Annotated in this window: 20 protein-coding genes; 9 read left to right on the top strand and 11 right to left on the bottom strand. The window is 66.8% G+C overall.

The annotated features are described in order from the left end of the window. Positions 1–100 precede the first annotated feature (100 nt). Positions 101–334 (bottom strand): DUF3073 domain-containing protein, encoded by a 234-nt coding sequence (locus GD627_RS03415; protein ID WP_146361664.1) that lies wholly within the window; start codon positions 332–334, stop codon positions 101–103. A 277-nt stretch (positions 335–611) separates the two neighbouring features. On the opposite strand from GD627_RS03415, the gene GD627_RS03410 reads away from it, so the two are divergent. Continuing rightward, positions 612–1,976 (top strand): septum formation family protein, encoded by a 1,365-nt coding sequence (locus GD627_RS03410; RefSeq protein ID WP_152271348.1) that lies wholly within the window; start codon positions 612–614, stop codon positions 1,974–1,976. 57 nt (positions 1,977–2,033) lie between these two features. Here GD627_RS03410 and clpB read toward each other — a convergent pair whose 3' ends face one another. Both clpB and GD627_RS03400 read right to left on the bottom strand, forming a co-directional pair. Beyond that, a complete protein-coding gene (gene clpB / locus GD627_RS03405) occupies positions 2,034–4,658 on the bottom strand; it encodes an ATP-dependent chaperone ClpB (protein WP_152271347.1) in 2,625 nt (874 codons plus the stop codon). 109 nt (positions 4,659–4,767) lie between these two features. Beyond that, the gene (locus tag GD627_RS03400; RefSeq protein WP_152271346.1) at positions 4,768–5,364 is read right to left on the bottom strand and encodes an SRPBCC domain-containing protein; all 597 of its coding nucleotides are present in this window, start codon (positions 5,362–5,364) and stop codon (positions 4,768–4,770) included. Between the two features lie 253 nt (positions 5,365–5,617). Here GD627_RS03400 and GD627_RS03395 point away from each other — a divergent pair, with 253 nt between their 5' ends. After that, positions 5,618–7,567 carry a penicillin-binding transpeptidase domain-containing protein gene (locus GD627_RS03395; protein ID WP_152271345.1) on the top strand — a complete coding sequence of 650 codons (1,950 nt, stop codon included), beginning with the start codon at positions 5,618–5,620 and terminating at the stop codon, positions 7,565–7,567. 16 nt (positions 7,568–7,583) lie between these two features. On the opposite strand, the gene GD627_RS03390 is transcribed toward GD627_RS03395, so the two are convergent. Then, a complete protein-coding gene (locus GD627_RS03390) occupies positions 7,584–8,048 on the bottom strand; it encodes a YccF domain-containing protein (protein WP_152271344.1) in 465 nt (154 codons plus the stop codon). 89 nt (positions 8,049–8,137) lie between these two features. Between GD627_RS03390 and GD627_RS03385 the strand changes: the two genes are divergently transcribed. Further along, positions 8,138–8,599, top strand: a complete 462-nt coding sequence (locus GD627_RS03385) for a pyridoxamine 5'-phosphate oxidase family protein (protein ID WP_152271343.1) — start codon at positions 8,138–8,140, stop codon at positions 8,597–8,599. A 79-nt stretch (positions 8,600–8,678) separates the two neighbouring features. Here GD627_RS03385 and GD627_RS03380 read toward each other — a convergent pair whose 3' ends face one another. Next, a complete protein-coding gene (locus GD627_RS03380; protein WP_152271342.1) occupies positions 8,679–10,304 on the bottom strand; it encodes a DEAD/DEAH box helicase in 1,626 nt (541 codons plus the stop codon). A 297-nt stretch (positions 10,305–10,601) separates the two neighbouring features. Between GD627_RS03380 and trmB the strand changes: the two genes are divergently transcribed. The 3 genes from trmB (at position 10,602) to GD627_RS03360 (ending at position 13,374) form a co-directional block, all read left to right on the top strand. Then, a complete protein-coding gene (gene trmB, locus GD627_RS03375) occupies positions 10,602–11,480 on the top strand; it encodes a tRNA (guanosine(46)-N7)-methyltransferase TrmB (RefSeq protein WP_425481877.1) in 879 nt (292 codons plus the stop codon). Positions 11,481–11,782: 302 nt separating this feature from the next. Next, positions 11,783–12,769 (top strand): NYN domain-containing protein, encoded by a 987-nt coding sequence (locus GD627_RS03365; protein WP_152271341.1) that lies wholly within the window; start codon positions 11,783–11,785, stop codon positions 12,767–12,769. An 11-nt stretch (positions 12,770–12,780) separates the two neighbouring features. Next, positions 12,781–13,374: a class I SAM-dependent methyltransferase gene (locus GD627_RS03360; RefSeq protein ID WP_152271340.1), complete on the top strand. Its 594-nt coding sequence runs from the start codon at positions 12,781–12,783 to the stop codon at positions 13,372–13,374. A gap of 72 nt (positions 13,375–13,446) precedes the next feature. Here GD627_RS03360 and GD627_RS03355 read toward each other — a convergent pair whose 3' ends face one another. From GD627_RS03355 to dnaK, 5 genes are all read right to left on the bottom strand, one after another. Further along, entirely contained in the window at positions 13,447–14,223 is a 777-nt protein-coding gene (locus tag GD627_RS03355; protein WP_152271339.1) for an MOSC domain-containing protein, read from the bottom strand. Positions 14,224–14,261: 38 nt separating this feature from the next. After that, complete coding sequence (locus GD627_RS16735) at positions 14,262–14,774, bottom strand: heat shock protein transcriptional repressor HspR (RefSeq protein WP_194265948.1); 513 nt, start codon at positions 14,772–14,774, stop codon at positions 14,262–14,264. Positions 14,775–14,861: 87 nt separating this feature from the next. Beyond that, positions 14,862–15,863 (bottom strand): DnaJ C-terminal domain-containing protein, encoded by a 1,002-nt coding sequence (locus GD627_RS03345; protein WP_146360652.1) that lies wholly within the window; start codon positions 15,861–15,863, stop codon positions 14,862–14,864. Between the two features lie 136 nt (positions 15,864–15,999). Further along, complete coding sequence (locus tag GD627_RS03340) at positions 16,000–16,644, bottom strand: nucleotide exchange factor GrpE (RefSeq protein WP_246165288.1); 645 nt, start codon at positions 16,642–16,644, stop codon at positions 16,000–16,002. Between the two features lie 2 nt (positions 16,645–16,646). Then, complete coding sequence (gene dnaK / locus GD627_RS03335) at positions 16,647–18,530, bottom strand: molecular chaperone DnaK (protein ID WP_152271337.1); 1,884 nt, start codon at positions 18,528–18,530, stop codon at positions 16,647–16,649. A gap of 243 nt (positions 18,531–18,773) precedes the next feature. Here dnaK and GD627_RS03330 point away from each other — a divergent pair, with 243 nt between their 5' ends. Both GD627_RS03330 and GD627_RS03325 read left to right on the top strand, forming a co-directional pair. Beyond that, positions 18,774–19,577 carry a methyltransferase domain-containing protein gene (locus GD627_RS03330; protein ID WP_152271336.1) on the top strand — a complete coding sequence of 268 codons (804 nt, stop codon included), beginning with the start codon at positions 18,774–18,776 and terminating at the stop codon, positions 19,575–19,577. Positions 19,578–19,639: 62 nt separating this feature from the next. After that, positions 19,640–20,227, top strand: a complete 588-nt coding sequence (locus GD627_RS03325; protein WP_152271335.1) for a nucleoside/nucleotide kinase family protein — start codon at positions 19,640–19,642, stop codon at positions 20,225–20,227. Between the two features lie 33 nt (positions 20,228–20,260). Here the strand turns inward: GD627_RS03325 and cls are convergent, their stop codons facing one another. Then, positions 20,261–21,751, bottom strand: a complete 1,491-nt coding sequence (gene cls / locus GD627_RS03320) for a cardiolipin synthase (RefSeq protein ID WP_152271334.1) — start codon at positions 21,749–21,751, stop codon at positions 20,261–20,263. 69 nt (positions 21,752–21,820) lie between these two features. On the opposite strand from cls, the gene GD627_RS03315 reads away from it, so the two are divergent. Beyond that, positions 21,821–22,708, top strand: a complete 888-nt coding sequence (locus GD627_RS03315; protein WP_152271333.1) for an aminodeoxychorismate lyase — start codon at positions 21,821–21,823, stop codon at positions 22,706–22,708. Positions 22,709–22,749 lie beyond the last annotated feature (41 nt).

The following is a 22,749-nucleotide window of genomic DNA, read 5'->3' as shown; positions in this document are numbered from 1 at the left end:
GGGCTGGGGTTTCCTGCCTTAACGCCGTTCAGCGGATCCACCCTGGGGGTGATCCGCTGAAAGGATGGCAATTGGCCAACGTCTTTGAGGAAACGAGCCGCTACCCTACGCGGCGGTTCCCCTCATCATCGTCATCGTCGCCAAATTGATCCGCGTACTTATCTTCGTACGCCGAGTAGTCCGGCTCAGCCGGCTCCTCGGGATATCGACTGGATGGACGACTCGTCGGTCCTGAAAGCTCACGCTGGAGCGCCGAGTAGTCCGTGGCCGGGGTGAAGTACTTCATTTCCCGGGCCTGCTTGGTTGCTTTTGCCTTTTGACGGCCGCGCCCCATGGCGTGACCCCCTTTTTGCGTCGATCCGGTGGTTAGTCGTTCGGGCAGGTGAACGAGGCCCCCGGAATATTTGGTCAATTTGTCGTAAGTACAGGTTACATGTTTTCCCGCTGCCTTGTGCCCCCTCCGGCGCAGCAGAGGGCATTGCAGTTCCAGATCTGCACCGCCCGAGGCATGGCACCACTCACTCCCGACCCGCAATATTGGCTAAAGTCAGGGGTAGAGACAGTCGCGGAGTGCCTTACGGCACCGCCTACAGGGAGGACACGCGTTCACCATGAGCGATCAGAAAAACACACCGGGAGCGGATACCCCGCCGCCGGAACAGGACGGCACACCCGGTGCCTCCTCCGATCTGAACGCCCATTCCGAGTCCCCTGCGGGCTCCCCCGTGGATGCAGGTGCCGAAACCGGCGACGCCGAAGCTTCCGGCCTTCCCCCGGAGCCGGTAGTAGTTGCTCCCCAGGACCTGACGCTGGTCGAGCCCTCCCTGGCCGAGCCGGCGCTGAGTGCAGACGCCGTGGAGGCAGCGGCCCTGGAGCAGGTCGCCTCGGAAACCGCTGCGGCGGAGGCCGACGCTGCCGAAGCCGGGCGTCTTTCCGGACTCGAGCCCGCCCCGTCGGGTGCCGAAATCCACGTGCCCAAAGAGGCAGTGGAGCCGGACGCCGGACGGACCCTGCCCGCCCCCGAAAAGGCCGAAGCAGCCCCCGGGGAGACACCAGCGGCCGGGGAGCCGGCGGCGCCAGGAGAGCCCGGAGCGCCCGTCAGCGCCGAATCCGCACCCGAGGCGGGGTCCGAACCGCCGGTTCGGGACGCACCGGCGCATCCCCTGGACGGCATCAATGCAGCTGCCCCTGTGACCGAATCCCCCCGGGACGCTGCGGCTGAGGCTGATACCGGCACAGCTTCAGGGGAGTCCGGCGCCACCGCTGCTGCCGTCCGCCCCGGCGATACGCGCCGCTCCCGCCGGCTGGGGGAAACCGGGCAGGCCTCGGGATCATCAGGCGCTCCACAGCCCGGGACAGCCTCCGCCACCGGCTCCGGCAGGGGCGCGGGCTCCGGCCCCGTCAAGGGCACCGTCACGGGCACGGGCAGCAGCTCCGGCGCCGCAGGGAACCGCACGGACGCCGCGTCCGGGGCCCCCGTGAAACCTGCCACCGCTGCGGGCCGGGGCAAAAGCAACCGCAAGACCCGGCTCCTGCTGGTGCTGGGCGGGGTGGTGCTGGCCGCGCTCATCGCCATCCTGCTGTTCGTTTTTGTCTTCAACGACAAGGCGGAGGGTGTCATCTCGGAGGACGTCAGCCCGGTGGAACTGGCCTCCGGGGCGTGCCTGCAGGACTGGGAGGACGTGAACTCCGAGGCTACGGTCGTCACCTGCGACACCCCGCACAGCGCGCAGCTGGTCGCCACGGAAAGCCTGCCCGAAGACGCCGGATTCCCGGGCACGGATGCCCTTGAGAAGCGGGTTAACGAGGTCTGCGCCGGAGTGGATTACACCGACGCCGCCGCAGAGTTCCCGGACCTGCTGCTCACCAAGTCCATCCCCACGGAACAGACCTGGGCCGCGGGTGACCGCCGCGTGGACTGCTTCGTGTTCTCCCCCAATGACCAGGAGCTCACCGAGTCCCTGGTCTCCCCGTAGGCTGTCCCGGCGCGGCAGGTTCCCCCTGCCGCGCCGGACACCCCTCCGGATCCGGAGTCAGCTGACCGCTGCCACCGTCAGGCCGGGCTCTGCCACCAGTCCGTCACCGTCCAGCCCGTCCGCGGACCGGTCCACCAGCACGGTGTCACCGTCGCTGATTTTTCCGGCCAAAATGCCGCGGGCCAGCTGGTCGCCGATTTCCCGCTGCACCAGGCGCCGCAGCGGCCTGGCGCCGTACGCCGGATCGTAGCCGGTCAGTCCCAGCCATTCCCGCGCCGCATCGGTCACGTCCAGCACCAGCCGGCGTTCGTGCAGCCGGTTGGCGAGGGCCCGCACCTGGATGTCCACGATCCGGGTCAGGTCCTCCAGGCTCAGCGGATCAAACAGAATCACGTCATCGAGCCGGTTGAGGAACTCCGGCTTGAAGTTGGCATTGACCATGGACATCACCGAGTCGCGCTTCTGTTCCTCGTTCAGGCCCGGGTCCACCAGGAACTGGGAACCGAGGTTGGACGTCAGGATCAGGATGACGTTGCGGAAGTCCACCGTCCGGCCCTGGCCGTCGGTCAGCCGGCCGTCGTCGAGCACCTGGAGCAGGATGTCGAAGACGTCCGGGTGCGCCTTCTCCACCTCATCCAGCAGGATGACGGAGTACGGGCGGCGGCGCACTGCTTCGGTCAGCTGGCCTCCCTCCTCATAACCCACATATCCGGGAGGGGCACCCACGAGCCGGGACACGGCATGCTTCTCGGAGTACTCGCTCATGTCGATGCGGACCATGGCGCGCTCGTCATCAAAGAGGAAGTCCGCCAGGGCTTTGGCCAGCTCGGTCTTACCGACGCCGGTGGGGCCGAGGAAAAGGAAGGAACCGGTGGGCCGGTCCGGATCACTGACTCCGGCACGGGAACGGCGCACCGCATCGGAAACAGCGGCCACGGCCTTGGACTGCCCGATGAGCCGGGAGCCGATGGCTGCTTCCATGTCCAGGAGCTTCTGCGATTCGCCCTGCAGCATGCGGCCGGCGGGAATCCCGGTCCAGGCGGAGACCACTTCGGCAATGTCGTCCGCCGTGACTTCCTCGGAGACCATCAGCTCCTGGGCTTCCTCGCCGGACTTGCTGGCTTCGGCCTGCTGGGCGGCGTCGAGTTCCTTTTGCAGGGCAGGGATCTCACCGTAGAGGATCCGTGACGCCTCGGTCAGGTCACCGTCCCGCTGGGCCTTTTCCGCCAGGCTGCGCAGCTCGTCAACCTTGGCTTTCAGATCGCCGACCCGGTTCAGGCCGGCCTTTTCGGCTTCCCACCGGGCGTTGAGGGCTGCCAGCTGTTCCTTGCGGTTGGCCATGTCCTCGCGCAGCACAGCGAGCCGCTCGACGGATGCCTCGTCGGTTTCGTTGGCCAGCGCCAGTTCCTCCATGGTGAGCCGGTCCACAGCCCGCCGGAGTTCGTCGATCTCTTCGGGTGCGGAGTCAATCTCCATCCGCAGCCTGGAAGCGGCCTCATCCACCAGGTCGATGGCCTTGTCCGGAAGCTGGCGCCCGGTGATATAGCGGTTGGACAGCGTCGCGGCGGCAACCAGCGCCGAGTCGGCGATAGCCACCTTGTGGTGGGCCTCGTAGCGTTCCTTCAGGCCGCGCAGGATGCCGATGGTGTCCGGGACGCTGGGCTCGCCCACGTACACCTGCTGGAACCGCCGCTCCAGCGCGGCGTCCTTTTCGATGTTTTCGCGGTATTCGTCCAAGGTGGTGGCACCAATCAGCCGCAGTTCCCCGCGTGCCAACATCGGTTTGAGCATGTTGCCGGCATCCATGGATCCCTCGGCCGCGCCGGCGCCCACCACGGTGTGCAGCTCATCGATGAAGGTGACAATCTGCCCTTCGGCGGCGGAGATTTCCTCCAGCACTGCCTTGAAGCGTTCCTCGAACTCGCCGCGGTACTTGGCCCCCGCAACCATGGACCCCAGGTCCAGGGACAGCAGGGTCTTCCCGTTGAGGCTTTCCGGCACGTCCCCCGCCACGATGCGCTGGGCAAGTCCTTCGACGACGGCGGTCTTGCCCACGCCCGGTTCGCCGATAAGCACGGGGTTGTTCTTGGTGCGGCGGCTGAGCACCTGGATGACGCGGCGGATCTCCGCGTCCCGGCCGATCACCGGGTCCAGCTTGCCCGAGCGGGCCATTTCCGTCAGGTCCGTACTGAATTTCTCCAGGGCCTGGAAGGTGTTCTCCGGATCAGCATTGGTCACTTTTCGGTCTCCTCGTACAGATGGAAGCACAGCGCTAAGGGCGTCATGGCCGGCGTTGTTGTCCCGCAGGGCCTTTCCGGCCGGGCCGTTATCCAGGGACAGCCCGAGCAGGAGGTGCTCCGTGGATACAAAGGCATCCCCCAGCTTCTCCGCCTCCTGCTGCGCAGCATTGATCACCTGAAGCAACGGACGCGAGAACTGCGGCTGGGCCACGGAGGAACCCGAGGAAGAGGGCAGCTGGTGGATGGCAGTGCTGGCAGCTGCGCTGACAGTATCCACATTGACGCCGGCCGCCTTGAGAACGGCGACGGCCACTCCCTGACGCTGGTCCATCAGCGCCTTCAACAGGTGCGCGGGTTCGATCTGCGGATTACCTGCCGTGTTCGCGTTCATGGCCGCAGCCGAAAGCGCTTCCTGGCTTTTGTTCGTGAATTTAGTGTCCACGGTGACTCCTCAAAGACCTTAGCTAAGAATGCTTCAGCGTTGCTAAGCAAAGTTGAGTCTAGTCAGCTCAACTTTCGAAGTAAAGCCGTTGGGCGCACGCGGAGCGCTCCTACGCCGTATGCTCCTGGTCAAAATCATCGGCAGTCCTGCGCCAGCGTTCGTTGCGGGCTTCGAAGAGCTGCGCCAGCTCCCCCTCGTCTTCGATTTCAAACAGGATCCCGGACGGCTGGTCGGGGACGCGGCCGGCCAGATATTCCTCCATGACATCGAGGAAATACTCCCACCCGGCGCCGCCGGTCCAGAGACCGGCGCCCGGCGCAGCGGTGACGGCAAACCCCTTGCGGACCGACGCGTAGCGCAGCTCAAACCGGGTGGATCCGTCCTCCCCGGTCAGGTGAAACTCCACCTCGCCCGCGGAGGAGCCCTCCCTGGCCCAGGACACCGTCAGGAGCCGGGGTCCGTCACAGCGCAGAATAGAGCCGTGGGATCCATCGGGAAGGCTGTAATTTCCTCCCCGCCGCAGGTCCCCCTCCGGCAGCGCCACCCATTGGCCCAGTCGTTCCGGGTCCGCGACGGCGGACCATACCTCTCCAATGGGAAAGGGAATATCCCGGACCATGACGATCATCAGTGCATGGCCTGCCTGGATCTGCCGGCGCCCGTAAGACCGCGCCGTTTTCCCGAGAATCATGTCCAGATCGGACATTTGCCCACTCCTGCCGTAGAACAACCGGCAACCGATCCGGTCCTCCAGCGGTCATGGTGACCGATCCGGCCGTCGGCAGGATGCCGGGGGAAGCGAGTTGTAGTCGAGCGCCATTCCTGGCCGTTTTCCAAACCGTAGCAGGGAAAGAAGGCCCTGCACAGGGTCGCGAAGCCGGTCACCCGCCTACGCCTCCGCACCCCTTGACGGGCGGTTCGGACCCGCCCAGGGCGGCGCCAGGAGGTACCCTGTGCGAATGGGGAAAAACCGTACGTCTGTTTCCATCCTGGCCGCTGCGGCCCTGGCCCTGGCCCTCGTGTCCTGTTCACCGGACAAACCGGCTCCGGATGGTGCTGCTTCTTCCCTCGCCAAGGGTTTGAGCCAGCTGGATGTTTCAGCCTCGGCGTTCACGGCGGGCTCCCCCGACCAGGTGAACACCGAGCTGGCGGAGCTGACCGCGGAAATGGGACCTCTCCGCCCCGCCGTCACGGTGGCGGGCATTGATGAGGACTCCGAGGATGACGGCGCTGCCACCGCACGCCTGGCCTACGCCTGGGACGTGAACAGTGATTCGCAGCCGGACTGGACCTACGAGAGCACGGCCCAGCTGCGCCGCGGCGAGGACAACCAGTGGCTCGTCGAATGGGCGCCGTCCGTCGTCTTCAGCCCCCTGGCCGACGGCGACCGGCTGGTGCGCACCACGGCCTCCGGCAGCCGCGCGGATGTCCTCGACCGTAACGGGGTGCCGTTGATGAGCGCCCGGCCGGTGCTGCGCATCGGCATCAACAAGCCGGATCTGCCCGAAGAACAGCTGGCCTCGTCGGCGGCGGCCATGGCCGGTCTGACCGGGCTGGATCCCGCTGCCTACACCGCCCAGGTCCAGGCTGCCGGCCCCGAGGCCTTTGTCGAGGCGATAGTCCAACGCGAGGAGGCGGAGGGGCCGGCAACCGCCGCTGCGGTCGAAGCCATCCCGGGAGGGCTGGTCCTCCCCACCCAGCGGATCCTCGCCCCCACCCGCGGATTTGCCCGCGCCCTCCTCGGCACAGTGGGAGAGGCGACGGCGGAACTCATCGAGGAATCCGAGGGGCGGCTGTCAGCGGGCGACCAGACGGGACTGTCCGGACTCCAGAAGCAGTATGACTCGCAGCTGCAGGGAAGCCCCGGCGTCACAGTCACCATCGAGGATGCAGCCGGAACCAGCGACACCGTCTTCAGCATCGATCCGCAGTCCGGCGCGGCCCTGCAGACAACGCTGGATCCGAAACTACAGCTGCTTGCGGAGGACATTCTGGAACAGGAGCCCTCCGCCTCCGCAATCGTGGCCATCCAGCCCTCCACCGGAGAAATCCTCACCGTGGCCAACGGTCCCGGAAGCGAGGGTCAGCAGACCGCCCTCCTCGGGCAGTACCCGCCGGGGTCCACGTTCAAGACAGCCACCGCACTGGCCATGCTCCGCACGGGCAGCACGCCGGGCAGTACGGTCGAGTGCCCCTCCGAGCTCAACGTCGACGGCCGTAAGTTCAGCAACGTGCCCGGGTACCCGGTCGAAGCCACGGGCAGCATCCCGCTGCGCACCGCCTTCGCGAATTCCTGCAACACTGCTTTCCTCAATGCCCGGGACACCGTGCCGCAGCAACGCCTGGCGGAAGCCGCTGGCGACCTGGGCATCGGCGTCGATGCTTCCATCGGCACGGACGCATTCCTCGGGTCCGTCCCCGCCGGGGCGGAAGGCACCGCCCACGCCGCCTCGCTGATCGGACAGGGCGAGGTCTTGGTGTCCCCTCTGGCCATGGCCGTCGCCGGCGCCTCGATCAGCAAGGGCGAACGTATCTCGCCCACACTGATCCGGCTGCCCGCGCCGGGAACGGCGGCCGGAGCCGCAGCCTCGCCCACCCCCTCAGCGTCGGAAACGAAGACACCTTCCCCCGGCAACCTCACCATGGAGGAGGCGGCAGCACTGCGGGAGATGATGCGCGCCGTCGTCACCGAGGGCGGAGTGCAGATGCTGCAGGACGTTCCAGGGGAACCCGTGCTCGCCAAGACGGGGACCGCGGAGTTCGGCAGCCAGACTCCGCCGGAAACCCACGCCTGGGTCCTGGCCATCCAGGGTGATCTGGCCGTGGCCGTGTTCGTGGAACAGGGCGAGCGGGGTTCCACCTCGGGCGGTCCGCTGATGAAGGCCTTCCTCGAGGGCGCCCGGGGCTAGCGGGAACGGGCTCCGGTCAGTACGGCCGCTGCTGCTGCGGAGCCACCCGGCCCTGGTAACCGGGCTGCCGGTACGCATTGCCGGCGTACGGGGTGATCTGCCAGGTGTCCGTCGGGACAATGACCTTGCCCAGCGGCATCAGCGAAATCGGCACCATCTTCAGATTGGCAATGCCCAGCGGGATGCCGACGATGCTCGCGAACATCGGGATGGCAGTGACGACATGCCCGACGGCGATCCAGATGCCGGCCACCAGCAGCCAGATAATGTTGCCCAGCAGGGAGAGCGGCCCGGTAAATCCTCCCCTGTCCACCACCGTCCGTCCGAACGGCCAGAGGGCGTAGTTGGCAATGCGGAAGGAGGCAATGCCGAAGGGAATGGTGACAATGAGCAGGCAGCACACCACTCCGGCCAGCGCGTATCCCAGGGCCAGCCAGATGCCGCCGAACAGGAGCCAGATAACGTTCAGGATCGCTTTCATGGCCCCATTGTTCCCCTCCGGGCAGCGATACGCCACGGCTTCGCGGCCCGGAAGACCCGCCCGTCCGCTCCTGCCCCTAGACTGGCGCTATGCCTATCAGCGAAGAGAACACCGCAGACCACCTGACCTCGAGCCAGTGCTGGGATTACATACGGCAGGCGCGGTTCGCCCGGCTCGCCGTGGTGGTTGAGGGGCAGCCCGAGATTTTTCCCGTCAACTTTGCCGTGGACCACGGCACAGTGGTGTTCCGTACGGCTGCGGGCACCAAGCTGGCCGGCGCCCTCTCGGGGAACCCGGTCGCCTTCGAAATCGATGGTTACGATGACACTCTTTCCTCCGCGTGGAGCGTGGTGCTCAAGGGCGGCGCCGCCCTGCTGGAGGACTACGACGAGATCATGGATTCCGAGGATCTGGCGCTGTTTCCCTGGCAGACCGGCGCCAAGAACGCGTTTGTCCGCATCGAGCCGGAGGTGACGGCCGGCAGGCGGTTCCTGATCTCCAACGCGGCACGGCGGAATGTCCTGCGGGGAATGGGTCTGTACACCGAATAAACGCCCGTCCCGGCAAGCAAAGAGGCACCGCATCCGGCGTGGATGCGGTGCCTCTTTGCTTGCTGAAGCCGGTCAGGCGTTAGCGGGAACGGCGTTCGTTCGACGCCGGAGCGGTGGCACGGCGGGCCCCGGCGGAGCGCGCCGGACGGCCTGAGGCTGCACCGGCACCGCGGGAGGCTCCGCCGGCACGCTGGCCGGCGCCGGCACCCTCTGCGCGCTGTCCGGTGGCCGGACGGCGGTTGCGCCCGGCTGCGGTGGCAGCCGAGGCACTGTTGCGGCGGCCGTCGGCCGAACGGGCCGGACGCTGCGTACGCTGGTCCTCACCGGCGGCTGCACGGTCATTGCGTTCGCTGCGGTCCGGACGTTCCGCCGAAACGCGGCCGCGTCCGCCTGTGCCGCCGCGTCCGCCGGCGCGGGGAGCACCGGTGGAGCGGGCTGCACGCTTGCGCTGGGCATTGGCGCCGGTGGAGCGGCCGCCACCCTGCTGCGGCGACTTTGCGGCAAGCTGCGCGGCGCGGACGTGGGGTTCCACGACGGCGGCACGCTCGCCGACGAGCTTGGCGATCGACGGGGAGTTGTGGCTGACCTTCTCGATGGAAACGTCGACGCCGGCAGCCTTCATCAGCTTCGACACTTCGCTCTTCTGCTCCGGAAGGGTCAGCGTCACCACGGTTCCGCTGGATCCGGCACGGGCCGTACGGCCTGAACGGTGCAGGTAGGCCTTGTGCTCCGTGGGCGGATCAATGTGGACCACGAGTTCGACGTCGTCCACGTGGACGCCGCGGGCGGCGACGTCGGTGGCGACCAGGACGCGGACATCGCCGGAAGCGAACTCCGCCAGGTTCCGGTCGCGGGCGTTCTGGGACAGGTTGCCGTGCAGATCCACGGTGGGGATGCCGTTGTCCGTGAGGAACTGGGCCATCTTGCGTGCATGGTGCTTGGTGCGCATGAACATGATGCGGCGGCCCTGGCCACCGGCCAGTTCCTTGACCAGCAGCTTCTTGGCCGTCTGGTCCTGGACCAGCAGCACGTGGTGCTCCATGGTGGACACCGCTGCCTGCGGCTCATCCACCGAGTGCGTCAGCGGGTTGGACAGGTAACGGCGGACCAGCTTGTCCACGCCGTTGTCCAGGGTGGCGGAGAACAGCATCCGCTGGCCCTTTTCCGGGGTGCGGTCCAGCAGTCGCTGGACAACCGGCAGGAAGCCGAGGTCCGCCATGTGGTCGGCCTCGTCCAGCACGGTGATCTCGACGGACTCGAGGCTGATGACCTTCTGCTTCATCAGGTCTTCGAGGCGGCCGGGGCAGGCGATGACAATGTCGACGCCGGCCTTGAGTGCCTTTTCCTGGCGCTGCTGGGAGACGCCGCCGTAAATCACGGTGGTGGTCAGGCCCAGTTCCTTGGCCAGCGGCTCAATCACGTTGTTGATCTGCGTGGCCAGTTCGCGGGTCGGCGCCAGGACCAGGCCCAGCGGGCGGTTCGGACGGCGGCGGTAGGCTGCCTCGTTCTCGGCCAGGCGGGCAACGAGGGGAAGGGAGAAGGCCAGCGTCTTGCCGGAACCGGTGCGGCCGCGGCCCAGGACGTCGCGGCCCTTGAGCGTATCCGGAAGGGTCTCCACCTGGATGGGGAACGCTTCGTCAATTCCGCCGGCGGCGAGGGAGGAAACAAGTGCCTTGGGCACACCAAGGGCAGCAAAAGTGGTCATTAAAGACAGGCAACTTTCGGTAAGAGGCCCCCAACGCCGTTTGGGCCGGGGGTTCGCCGAAGAAAAGTCAGACAGTGTCTACCGCACTGAAGCGGGACAAAAGAAAGCGTTCATCGACGCAGGCTGGACTGCTTACACACACTGTCTTCGCCGTCGGCCAAAGGATGAGTTTGACCGTAGTTGAACAGTGGCAGGACCAACATCTGCCTCCAGTTTACCGTAATACGGAAACTTTCCTAATCGGGGGCAGCTCCGGCGGGAAAGCCTGGCACCCTCGAACCGATAATATTGATGGTAATGACTACTGAACCAGCCCTGCCCGACGCCGCAGCCACCGGGCCCGCGGATCCAGACATGACCACCGGCACCGAGACCGTCGACGAGCAGCATTTCCGCTCCCCGGTGTCCTTTGTCCGCCGCGGCTCACGTCTGCAGGGCCGCCGCCAGCAGGCCTGGGACGAGCTCTCGGACCGCTTTGTGGTGGATGTGCCCCGCGACGAAGCCGACACGTCCGTGCATCCGGGCTACGTGTTCGACGCCGCTGCCGAGTTCGGGCGCAGCGCTCCCCTTATTGTCGAAATCGGGTCGGGCCTCGGTGAGGCCGTTGCGCACGCCGCAGAGCAGAATCCGGACAAGGATTTCCTGGCCGTGGAGGTGTACCTGCCCGGCCTGGCGCAGACCCTGCAGCGGATCGGCCAGAAGGGCCTGACGAATATCCGGGTGGTCCAGGCCAACGCGCCGGAAGTGCTGAGCACCATGCTGCCGGCCGGCTCCGTGGAGGAAGTCTGGGTGTTCTTCCCGGACCCCTGGCATAAGACGCGCCACCACAAGCGACGGCTGGTCAAGGAGTCCTTCGCTGATCTGGTGGCCCGGGTGCTGGTGCCTGGCGGTACCTGGCGGCTGGCCACCGACTGGTCCGACTATGCCGTGCAGATGCGCGAGGTCCTGGACGCATCCGCGCAGTTCCGGAACCTGCATGACGGCGAACGCGCCGGCGAGGCCAGCCCGCTGACCCGCGTGCACCGCGAAGGCCTGGAAAACAAGGAACCGGAGGATGTTCTCGACGCCCGCGGCGGCTGGGCTCCGCGCTTCGAGGGACGCACCCTGACCAGCTTCGAGAACAAGGCCCATGAGGCCGGACGGCTGATTTTCGATCTGGCCTACCGGCGCGCCTAGGCCGGCAGAACCGGGCGCCATTGAGGTCGACTGCCAGACGCTGTACAGCGAAGACCAGAGTCAGGCCCTGCTGGTCCTCACCGCGGCTCCGCGTTCCGAAGCTGCCCGGAAGCTTGGCCTGCTGGCCGTGATCGGCCAGCAGCGGTTCGCGCCGGCGGGATAATCGGACCGCCGGCGTCAACGTCCCGGCAGGTCAGGACAACCCTCCATTCGCTCCCGGTTTGCCCTTGCAGCACCGGCGGAAGGAAACTGTAAGTACGGATGGCAGGGTGCCTTCCGCCGGCCCCGAAGGATTTTCCACCATGTCCGAACCGAGCGACCCCCGCGTCGGCCTCTATATCGACTTCGATAACATTGTCATTTCCCGCTACCAGCAGCTGCACGGCCGGAACGCGTTCCAGCGTGACGGGATCCGTAATTTCGATAAGTCGAGCCGGGATGCAGACCCCGAGGTAGCCGCGAAACTCACTGCGGCAACCGTGGATTTCAACGCCATCATCGACTTCGCTGCGTCCTTCGGCACCCTGGTGGTGAACCGGGCGTACGCCGACTGGTCTGTACCCGTCAATGCCAGCTACCAGCGCCAGCTGATGTCCCGTGCCGTGGACCTGACCCAGCTGTTCACCACTACCACCCGGGGCACCAAGAACGGCGCCGATATCCGTCTTGCCGTGGACGTGGTGGAAGACCTCTTCCGGCTCCCCGACCTCACGCACATCATCATTGTCGCGGGAGACAGCGACTACATCGCCCTCGCACAGAAAGCCAAGCGGCTCGGCCGCTTCGTGGTGGGCATCGGCGTGGCCGGATCCACGAGCACGTCCCTCGCCGCGGCCTGTGATGAGTTCGAGGACTATGACTCCCTGCCCGGCATCGTCGCTGCCGTCGCGTCGGATGCGGTACCGGGATCCGCCAAGGCGCCCGCAGCGTCAATGGATCAGACCCCCAGCAAGGCCCGCAAGCTGACGGTCGTGCCGATGTTCTCGCACACCGAGGATGCCCGGTTCGAGGAACCGGACGTTGCCGAAGACATCGATCCGCGGACCCTGGCCACCGAACTCCTCGTGCGGGCATTGAAGATCGGCCATGCCAAGGGCGACGATGAGTGGCTCAATACGGGCACGGTGAAGAACCAGATGCGCCGGATGGATCCTTCCTTCAACGAAAAACCGCTCGGATTCCGGTCCTTCACGGATTTCCTGTCCTCCCGCAGCGAGCTGGTGGAGCTGAACGATGAAGGTCCGCAGCGCCTGATCCGGCTCCGCCCGGACGCCGACGTCCGGAGCTAGGCGCGGCCGCCGTGGATGAGCAGGAGTGGGACGAGCGTTACGCCGCCCGGGAGTCCCTTTGGAGCGGGCAGCCGAACGGAGCCTTGGTTTCCGAAGCGAGGGATCTGGTTCCGGGGCGCGTCCTCGACGTCGGCTGCGGCGAAGGCGCGGATGCGCTGTGGCTGGCGGCCCGTGGCTGGGACGTGACCGCACTTGACGTCTCGGGGGTGGCCTTGGAACGGGCTGCCCGGCAGGCGGACGTGCAGCGGCTGAAGGTGGCGTGGGTGCACAGCGGCCTGGTCGAGGCGCAGCTCACTGATGCCTCCTTTGACCTGGTGTCGGCACAATATCCGGTTTTGCTCCGTACCGGGGATCATGCCGCGGAACATGCCCTGATGCGGGCGGTTTCCCCCGGGGGCCTGCTCCTGGTGGTGCATCATGCGGAGCCCGCCGGCGGCTGGCAGGGACACGATGCGGATGACTACGTGCTTCCCGCAGATATCGCGGCCGTTCTGGATGAGGATTGGCGGATCGAGGTGAATGAAACCCGCCCGCGGAATGTCGCCAACGGTGCCGGTGCGCACCACACCGAGGATGTGGTGCTTCGGGCACGGCGCCTGCGCTGACCGCCCGCGCTGACCCGCCCGGCCTGACCCGCACCGACGTCGCCCACCCGGGTGCCCCTTCCGCAGCTCCTGCTAGTGCGTTCCTCCGCGGCGGAAGGCCACCGCGTCGCCGACCCGAAGCGTTCCTGTCCGCAGAACGTGGGCCTGCAGGCCGAATTCGGTGGAATGGTGCCCGCCCAGAAGCTTCAGGGCCTGGGGTTGCGCCTCGACGCCGGCCTGCGCCTGGTCGATCATCACGCAGCGGGGCATTCCCGCCCCCAGCCTGAGGACAACCTTCTCCCCGAGGAACAGCTCCCCGCCCGCCCAGTCGTCCTCGCAGAAGGCGGGCAGGGAGCCGGTATCGATCACGATGTTGGCGCGGAAGCGCCGCTCATCCACCGCACCACCGGATAGTTGCCGAAGGCCAGCCAGAGAAGAGGTTGTTATCAGGTGCAGGGGTGTCTCGTCATGGTGCAGGACGGCGGCTTCGGGGCGCAGGCGCAGCTCCCGGCCGAAGGCGGCACTCAATGCCCGGTCAGCCTCCGGATCATCCGCGCGGTAGCTGAAGCCCTCCGGGCTCGTCAGCAGCGGGGCGCTGCCGGCGCCGGATCCGGGGTCTGAGCTGCCGGCCGCCATGACGTCATCCTCCATTCTGGAGGACCATTGCATCAGGCCGGGCACGGGCCGGAAGCGGCGCGTCCGTTTGCCGCTGGCGATGCCGCCGTCGTCCGTGTAGACGGCCCACCCGCGGTCATGCTGCAGTCCCCTGCCGGTGACGGCGGAGGCGGGCAGCGCCTGCCCGGCGGTTGACTTGACCGGGTAACGGTACAGGGCCCGGACTTCCCCGAGCGGAGTTACTTTCTGCGCCATCCCGGCATTGTGTCACAGGAGCTGCGCGCGGACCGGGCTCAAAGGGATTGTATGTATCCGCCGTCGGCGTAGTTCCGCTCGGAAGGCTTGCCCGCCGGAAGTGCACGCAGCCGGCTCCGGCGTTCCATCAGCGAGACCAGGCCCAGCTGCTGCACGGCGGTGGCCGCGGCCGGCGGGCGCTGCCCGCGGCTGAGGGTGACAACGTCGCCGGCCAGCCCGGCCGCGAAGACACGGCTGCGGTCGGAGGAACGCCGCCGCGCCTCGTCCAGTTCAGTGGAGAGCTCCACAACCCGCTGACGCAGGCCGGTCACCTGGTTCTGCAGCTCCATGATCCGCTTGATGCCTTCAAGGGAGACGCCCTCCTGGGAGAGCTTCTGGACCTCGCGCAGCAGTTCAATATCCCGCTGGGAGTAGCGGCGGGAGCGGCCCGGAGCCCGGCTGGGACGGACAATACCGAGCCGGTCATATTGCCTCAGGGTCTGCGGATGCATTTCCGCGAGCTCAGCGGCAACGGAGATCACGAAAATAGGCGCATTGACGTCTATGCCCACTGTTCCTCCTTCACTGCTGTTGACATGGTAACGCGGGTGAAATGCTAACGCGGGACGCCCGCTCTCCGGCGGCGGAACGCGCGGCGGTTACAACCGCGCCTTGGCCGCCAATCCTGCCCGGGGGTCCTCGCCCTTGGTGGCCTCGGCAAACGCTTCCACCGCTTCCCGGGCCTCCTTGTCCAGACGCGAGGGAACGGCGACGTCGACGGTCACCAGCAGGTCCCCGTTGCCCTTGGAGGTGTGCACGCCCCGGCCCTTGACCCGCAGGGTGCGGCCGGACGGCGTTCCGGCGGGCACCTTGAGCCGGACGGTGTCCGAGGTCAGTGTCGGCACCTCGATCGTGGCACCCAGGGCGGCCTCCGGGAAGGACACCGGAACGTGGATCCGGATGTTGTTGCCCTCGCGGGCGAAGAAGTCATGCGGTGTGACATGGACGGTGACCATCAGGTCCCCTGCTCCGGCCGCACCGGGCTGTCCCTTTCCGCGCACACGGATCTTCTGGCCGTCCTTGACGCCTGCCGGTACGCGCACCTCCACCACTTCGCCGTTGGGTTCACGCAGGCCGATGACGGTTCCGTTGATGGACCCGGCAAAGGAAATGGTGGTGCTGGCGGTACGGTCCGCGCCCTTGGTGGGCGGGGGTGCGCCGAAACCGCCGCCTCCGAATCCGCTGCCGCCCCCGAAGAGGTCCGCGAATTCGGGCGGAATGTTGCTGCCTCCGGCGTTGAAGGTGGTCCGCCGGCTGCCGCCGCGGGCGGTCTGGCCGAACAGGTCCCCGAAGATGTCCTCGAAGCCCGCTCCGCCGGTTCCCCCGCCGCCGCCCGGGGCGCCGCCGGCCGAGAACCGGGCACCGCTTCCCATGGCACGGATGGCGTCATACTGCTGGCGCTCCTCGGGATCGGAGAGCACCGAATACGCCTCGGAAAGGTCCTTGAACATCCGCTCGGAGTTGGCGTCGCCCTGGTTCTGGTCGGGATGGTACTTCCGCGCCAGTTTGCGGTACGCCTTCTTGATGTCGGCTTCGGACGCATCCTTGGGAACACCCAGAATCTTGTAGAAGTCCTTATCGACCCAATCCTGACTAGCCAATTGGTGTTCCTTCCTCACTTGCCGATCCCGCTGCATTGGCCGTGACTTCACGGCTGCCGGGCCTGCTGCCCCTGCTGCGGGACCTGCCGATGGAAAAATGTCCGGGGCCGCCTGAGCGGCCCCGGACACGGTACAGCTACTGTTCCGGAACCGAAACAATCACCTGCGCGGCACGCAGGACCCGGTCACCGGACTTGTAGCCGGCCCTCAGGATCTGCGTGACGGTATCAAACGTCACGTCCGCACTCTGCTGCTGGATGAGTGCCTCGTGGATGTTCGGATCGAACTCCACGCCGGTCTCATCGATGCGGCTGAGCCCGTACGTCTTCAGCGAGTTCTCCAGCTTGGTGGCGATCGCTGCGAAGGGTCCCTCCGCAAGGTCGCCGTGCTGGCGCGCGGCGTCGATGTCGTCCAGGACAGGCATCAGCGTGTTCAGCACACCGATGACTGCCATTTCCCGTGCAACGTCGCGGTCGCGCTCCACCCGCTTGCGGTAGTTCACGTATTCGGCCTGCAGGCGCAGCAGGTCGTTGCGCAGTTCCGCTGCCTCCTGCGAAGCGGAGGCGGCAGGGGCGGCCGGTACGTCGGCGTTGTTCAGGATCTGCTCCGCCTGGGAAAGCGCATCTCCGTCGGCTCCGGCGGCCGGGGCGGAAGCCGAAGCTTCCTCCCCTGCCGCGGCGCCGTTGGCGGAATCCGCTGCGTCCCCCTGGCCGGGCGTGCCCTGGCCGGTGACGGGCTCTTCACCTTCGGGAGTGTTCCCGTGCTCGTTTTCCGCCGCCACGATTACTTCTTTTCTTCGTCGTCGACAACTTCGGCGTCAACGATGTCTTCGTCACCGGCGGCGCTGCCTGCTGCAGTTCCGTCAGCCGACGCACCGCCGGCTGCACCCGGGGCGCCTTCGGCACCGGCCGCTGAGGCCTGCGCGTAGATCGCTTCGCCGAGCTTGGTCTGGGAAGCCTGCAGCTTCTCAAACGCCGTCTTGACCTCGTCGTCGTTGTCCGTGCCTTCGAGCGCCTTCTTCAGCGCGTCGACGTCGCCCTTGACCTCGGTCTTGACGTCTTCGGGCAGCTTGTCGTCGTTGTCCGCGAGAAGCTTGTCCACGGAGTAGGCGAGCTGCTCGGCCGAGTTGCGGATGTCCGCGGCCTCGCGGCGCTTCTTGTCCTCGGCAGCGTGCTCTTCGGCTTCGCGCACCATCCGGTCGATGTCTTCCTTGTTAAGGGAGGAACCGCCGGTGATGGTCATGGACTGCTCGGCGCCGGTGCCCTTGTCCTTGGCGGACACGTGCACAATGCCGTTGGCGTCGATGTCGAAGGTGACCTCGATCTGCGGGACGCCGCGCGGAGCCGGAGCAATACCGGTCAGCTCGAACGTGCCCAGCGGCTTGTTGTCACGGGTGAACTCGCGCTCGCCCTGGAAGACCTGGATGGCCACGGACGGCTGGTTGTCATCCGCGGTGGTGAAGGTCTCGCTGCGCTTGGTGGGGATGGCCGTGTTGCGCTCGATCAGCTTGGTCATCACACCGCCCTTGGTTTCGATGCCGAGGGACAGCGGGGTGACGTCGATGAGCAGGACGTCCTTGCGCTCGCCCTTCAGCACACCGGCCTGCAGAGCTGCGCCCACGGCGACAACCTCGTCCGGGTTCACGCCCTTGTTCGGTTCCTGGCCGCCGGCCAGTTCCTTCACCAGTTCGGAAACGGCGGGCATACGGGTGGAACCGCCAACGAGGATGATGTGGTCGATGTCCGAAACCTTGATGCCGGCTTCGGCGATGACGTCGTTGAACGGCTTCTTGGTGCGGTCCAGCAGGTCCTTGGTCAGGTCCTGGAACTTGGCACGGGAGAGGTGCTCATCCAGGTGGACCGGGCCTTCGGGGGTGACCGAGAGGTACTGCAGGGAGATGTTCGTGGAGGTGGCCGAGGAGAGTTCCTTCTTGGCCTGCTCCGCTGCTTCCTTCAGGCGCTGCAGGGCGATCTTGTCCTTGGACAGATCCGCACCCTTGGCCTTGGCCTGGCTCAGCAGGTAATCAACGATGCGCTGATCCCAGTCGTCGCCGCCGAGGCGGTTGTCACCGGCCGTGGCGCGGACCTGGATGGTGGAGAACTCGTCTTCATCCTTGCCGACTTCGAGCAGGGAAACGTCGAACGTGCCGCCGCCGAGGTCGAAGACCAGGATGAGCTCGTCTTCCTTGCCCTTGTCCAGACCGTAGGCGAGGGCGGCCGCGGTGGGCTCGTTGACGATGCGCAGCACGTTCAGGCCGGCGATTTCGCCGGCTTCCTTCGTGGCCTGGCGCTCGGCGTCGTTGAAGTAGGCCGGAACGGTGACCACGGCGTCCGTGACCTTCTCACCGAGGTAGGCCTCGGCGTCGTTCTTCAGCTTCATCAGGATGCGGGCGGAAATCTCCTGCGCGGTGTACTTCTTGCCGTCAATGTCGACATTCCAGTCGGTGCCCATGTGGCGCTTGACGGAGGAGATGGTCCGGTCAATGTTGTTGACGGCCTGGCGCTTGGCGATTTCGCCAACCAGGACTTCGCCGGACTTGGCGAAAGCCACGACCGAAGGAGTGGTGCGGCCGCCTTCAGCGTTGGCGATAACCGTGGGCTCGCCGCCTTCCAGGACCGAGACGACCGAGTTGGTGGTACCGAGGTCAATACCTACTGCACGTGACATATTTGCTTCCTCTTTCCTTGGAAAAACCCGCATCCCGTGGATTCCCCGCCGGAGCCGGCCCTGGGCCGGCCCTTTGCGGATGACCACGCGGAGCAATTGAGCGTTCTGCACTCAACTTTACCCGCCGTCATTTCTTTGTCAACAAACTTGAGCGTCCATGGCTCAACTTTGGCCGAACCACTTGCCAACACGCCGCATCCGTCTCCCGTTCTCCCCCGCGCCGGCGGAAGGTAGGGTCCTGCCATGGCTTCCGAAACCTATTCCCACGGCCATCACCGCAGCGTGGTGGACGCCCATGCCGTGCGCACCGCGCAGGACTGTGCCGCATACCTGCTGCCGGAATTGACGCCGGGAACCAGCGTGCTCGACGTCGGCTGCGGCCCCGGCAGCATTACCGCGGGTTTCGCGGCGCTCGTTGCCCCGGGTTCCGTGACGGGCCTGGACTCCTCCGAAGATGTCCTTGTCTCCGCCCGGTCCGGGGCTGCCGCGCGGGGACTGGACAATGCCTCCTTTGTTGCCGGCAACGTCTATGACCTCGACTTTCCGGACGAAACCTTCGACGTGGTGCACGCCCACCAGGTGCTCCAGCACCTGATGGATCCGGTGGCGGCGCTGCGGGAAATGCGCCGCGTTGCCAGGCCGGGCGGACTGGTGGCGGTGCGTGACGCGGATTTCTCCGGCATGATCTGGCATCCGCCCACCCCGGAGCTGGCTCAATGGATGCGGATCTACCAGGAGATTGCCCGCGGCAACTCCGCCGAGCCGGATGCCGGCAGGCACCTGCTCGGCTGGGCGCTCGAGGCCGGATTCACCGACGTCGTGCCCTCCTCCTCCAACTGGCTCTACGCCACACCGGAAGAGCGGAGAGCGTTCGCCGGGTCCTGGTCCGAGCGCATCCTGCATTCCGCCTTCGCCGAACAGTCGCTGGACCGCGGGCTGGCGGACCGGCAGGAGCTGGAGCGGCTTGCCGCGGGATGGCAGGAGTGGTCCGCAGCCCCGGACGGCTGGTTCCTGATCCCCTGTGCGGAGCTGCTCCTGAGGGTCTGAGAATCTTCGCTAGGGTGGAAGAATGTTCCGCTCCAGCACCCTGCGCCCAGGCAACCGCGGCGATGGCTGCTGAGCCCGGGGCGCCCCTGCTGATTGCAGTGGACGGCTTCTCCGGTGCAGGGAAAACCACCCTGGCTTCAGGAATTGCCGCGGCAATGTCCCGCTATGGCACTGTGCGGCTGTTCCACTTGGAGGACGTCTATCCCGGCTGGGACGGGCTGGAATCCGGAATGACCTGCTACCGCGAGCGGGTCCTGCGCCCCCTGGCCGCAGGACGCCCGGCGCGGTGGCGGGCCTGGGACTGGACCGCCGGCCGCAGCGGTTCCCTGCACACCACCGACCCCGCCGACGTCGTGGTCTTCGAAGGCGTCGGTGCCACCCACCGGGCCGCGCGGCCGCTGCTGGACGCCACGGTATGGGTGGCGGGCGAGGAAAACGTCCGGCGCCGCTGCGCACTGGACCGCGACGGCGGCACCTACGCGCCGCACTGGGAGCGGTGGGCGGCGCAGGAACGCCGGTGGGCGGCCGACGACGACGCCGCTGCCGCGGCGGACCTCACCGTCCGGCTCGTGGGCCCGGGGGGCGACGCCCAGGCGGCGCTGGACGCGGTCCTGGCCCGGCTGCGGCGGGAAACGCAGCAGCGGCAATAGCGGCGGCGGGGCGTCCGGAACCGGGTACAGAGCCTACTGCAGCGTGGCCGTCAGCCGGGCCACATTGTCGATGTACCGCTGCCAGACCGGCCGGCCCACCCAGTTGTCCAGGATCAGTTCCTTCGACAGGGAACGGTAGGTGTCCTCGACGCGGCGCATCTGCTCCACGATGGTGCCGTCGAACATCATCACCGACACCTCCAGGTTCAGCGAGAAGGAACGCATATCCATGTTGCTCGAACCCAGCACCGCCACCTCGTTGTCGATGGTGAAGTGTTTGGCATGCAGCACCAGCGGTTTGGGGTATTGGTAGATCCGGACCCCGGCTCGCAGCAGCGCCTCATAGTAGGAGCGCTGCGCATGGTCCACGAGGAACTGGTCTCCCTTTTCCGAGACGAACAGTTCCACTGCCACGCCGCGCTGCGCCGCCGTCGTCACCGCGTACAGCAGCGTGTCATCGGGAACGAAGTACGGGCTGGTGATGGAGATGCGGTCACTGGCGGAGTAGATGAGGGAGGCGAAGAGCCGCAGGTTGTTTTCGGTGCTGAATCCGGGTCCGCTGGGCACCACTTGGCAGGTGACGTTGCCGGGATCATAGGACCAGTCATACAGGCTCAGTTCCCGTTCCAGGTTCTCGTCCGTCTCGGCGTTCCAGTCGGTGGCAAATACCACGCTGAGTTCATCCACCACCGGGCCCTCCACCCGGGCCATCAGCTCGACCCATTTGCGGCCGGAGCGGTGGTTGCGGCGCTTGTTGTAGGCCGGTTCCACGAGGTTCTGGGAGCCGGTGAAAGCCACTGCGCCGTCCACTACCAGGATTTTGCGGTGATTGCGCAGGTCCGGACGGCGCCAGTGCCCGCGGAACGGCTCAACGGGCAGCATCCGCCGCCACTGGATATGGCTGCCGCGCAGTTCCCGCAGGAGCTTGCGGTAACCGGGAATCCGGATGGTGCCGATGTGGTCAAACAGCAGCCGGACGGTGACGCCGCGCTCGGCGGCGTTGGTCAGGGCGCGGAAGAAATCCCGGGTGACGGCGTCATATCCGATGATGTAGAACTCCACGTGCACATAACGCTTGGCGGTTCTCACCGCCTCGGTCATTTCGGCAATGGACTCGGCGTAGTCCCGCTGCAGCTCCACCTTGTTGCCGTCCAGTGTGGGGAAGGACCCAAGCCGCCGGTTGAGTTCCGCCGCGTTAAGCACCCACTCCGGACCGCCGTAGTTGGTGTCTTCGGCTTCCAGCTCATTGGTGTTTTCGCGGACAAGACGGCTGATTTCCGCCTGCCGGCTCACCCGGTGCTCGGACAACCGGTGGTTGCCGAAGAGTGAAAAGAGGATGATCCCCGGAATCGGCAGGAAGAAAATACACAACAGCCAGGCCATGGCCGTCGTGGGACGGCGGTTGCCGGGCACCACGCCCAGGGCGATGATCCGGATCGCGTAGTCCACGACGGTCAGCACCGCCGCTACCCACCCGGTAAAGTCAAAACCGGTCAGAGACCACCACACACCCGCACTCCTCATCGCGCCGCCCTTCAGACAGCCTATCTGTCCCGCCGCCGATGCCGTGCCCGTCGAGGCTAGTCTGAAGCCATGACTGTTCTGGTTTTCCTGGATACCGCCTTTCCCGACGGGCGGCCGGCCGACGCCGGTGTGCCCCAGCTGATGATCAATGACCTGGGCGTGACCCGCGGAGACGGCATCTTCGAATCCCTGCTGGCCGTGGACTCGGTGCCGCGCAAGCCCCATGCCCATCTGGACCGGCTGGCGTCCTCGGCGCAGCAGCTTGAACTGGACATTCCCCCGCGTGCCTCCTGGGAACGCGCCATCGCCACCGCGCTCCGCCTGCACGCGGACGCCGGGGACCACGGCGCCGTCCCCGGCGGCCGGGCCGCAGTAAAACTCGTGGTGACCCGCGGCGTCGAGGGGGCCGCAGCACCCACCGCGTGGGTGCAGGTGACCGCGGCCGCCGATGCCGCAGATCAGCGCACCAAGGGCATCAAGGTCCTGCTCCTGGACCGCGGTTATGACAGCCTGGCTGCCGCCCGCGCGCCCTGGCTGCTGCTGGGCGCCAAGACGCTGTCCTACGCCGTGAACATGGCGGCCCTGCGTTATGCGCGGCAGAACGGGGCAGACGACGCGATTTTCACCTCATCGGACGGCAAGGTGCTGGAGGGACCCACGTCGACCGTGGTGCTCGCCCGCGAACGCGGCGGCGTCCGCACCCTGGTCACCCCGGAACGCAAAAGCGGCATCCTCGCCGGAACCACGCAGGATGCCCTGTTCCGGGCCGCCGAGGCCGCCGGCTGGGAGCTGGGATACGGGCCGCTGGTGCCCGAGGACCTGTTCGCTGCCGACGGCGTCTGGCTGGCCTCCAGTATCCGGCTGCTGGTGCCGGTGCGCTCCATCGACGGCCGGGAGCTGGCATTCTCGGCTGACCTGAACGCCGAACTGGCCGGGCTGGCGGACACGGCCCTCTGACCGTCCCGGCCCGGCCGGACCCGCCGGGCAGGGACCCTAGG

The sequence above is a fragment of the Arthrobacter yangruifuii genome (assembly GCF_009192775.1).
GTDB lineage: Bacteria > Actinomycetota > Actinomycetes > Actinomycetales > Micrococcaceae > Arthrobacter_B > Arthrobacter_B yangruifuii.
This window is presented reverse-complemented; position numbering and strand designations above follow the sequence as displayed.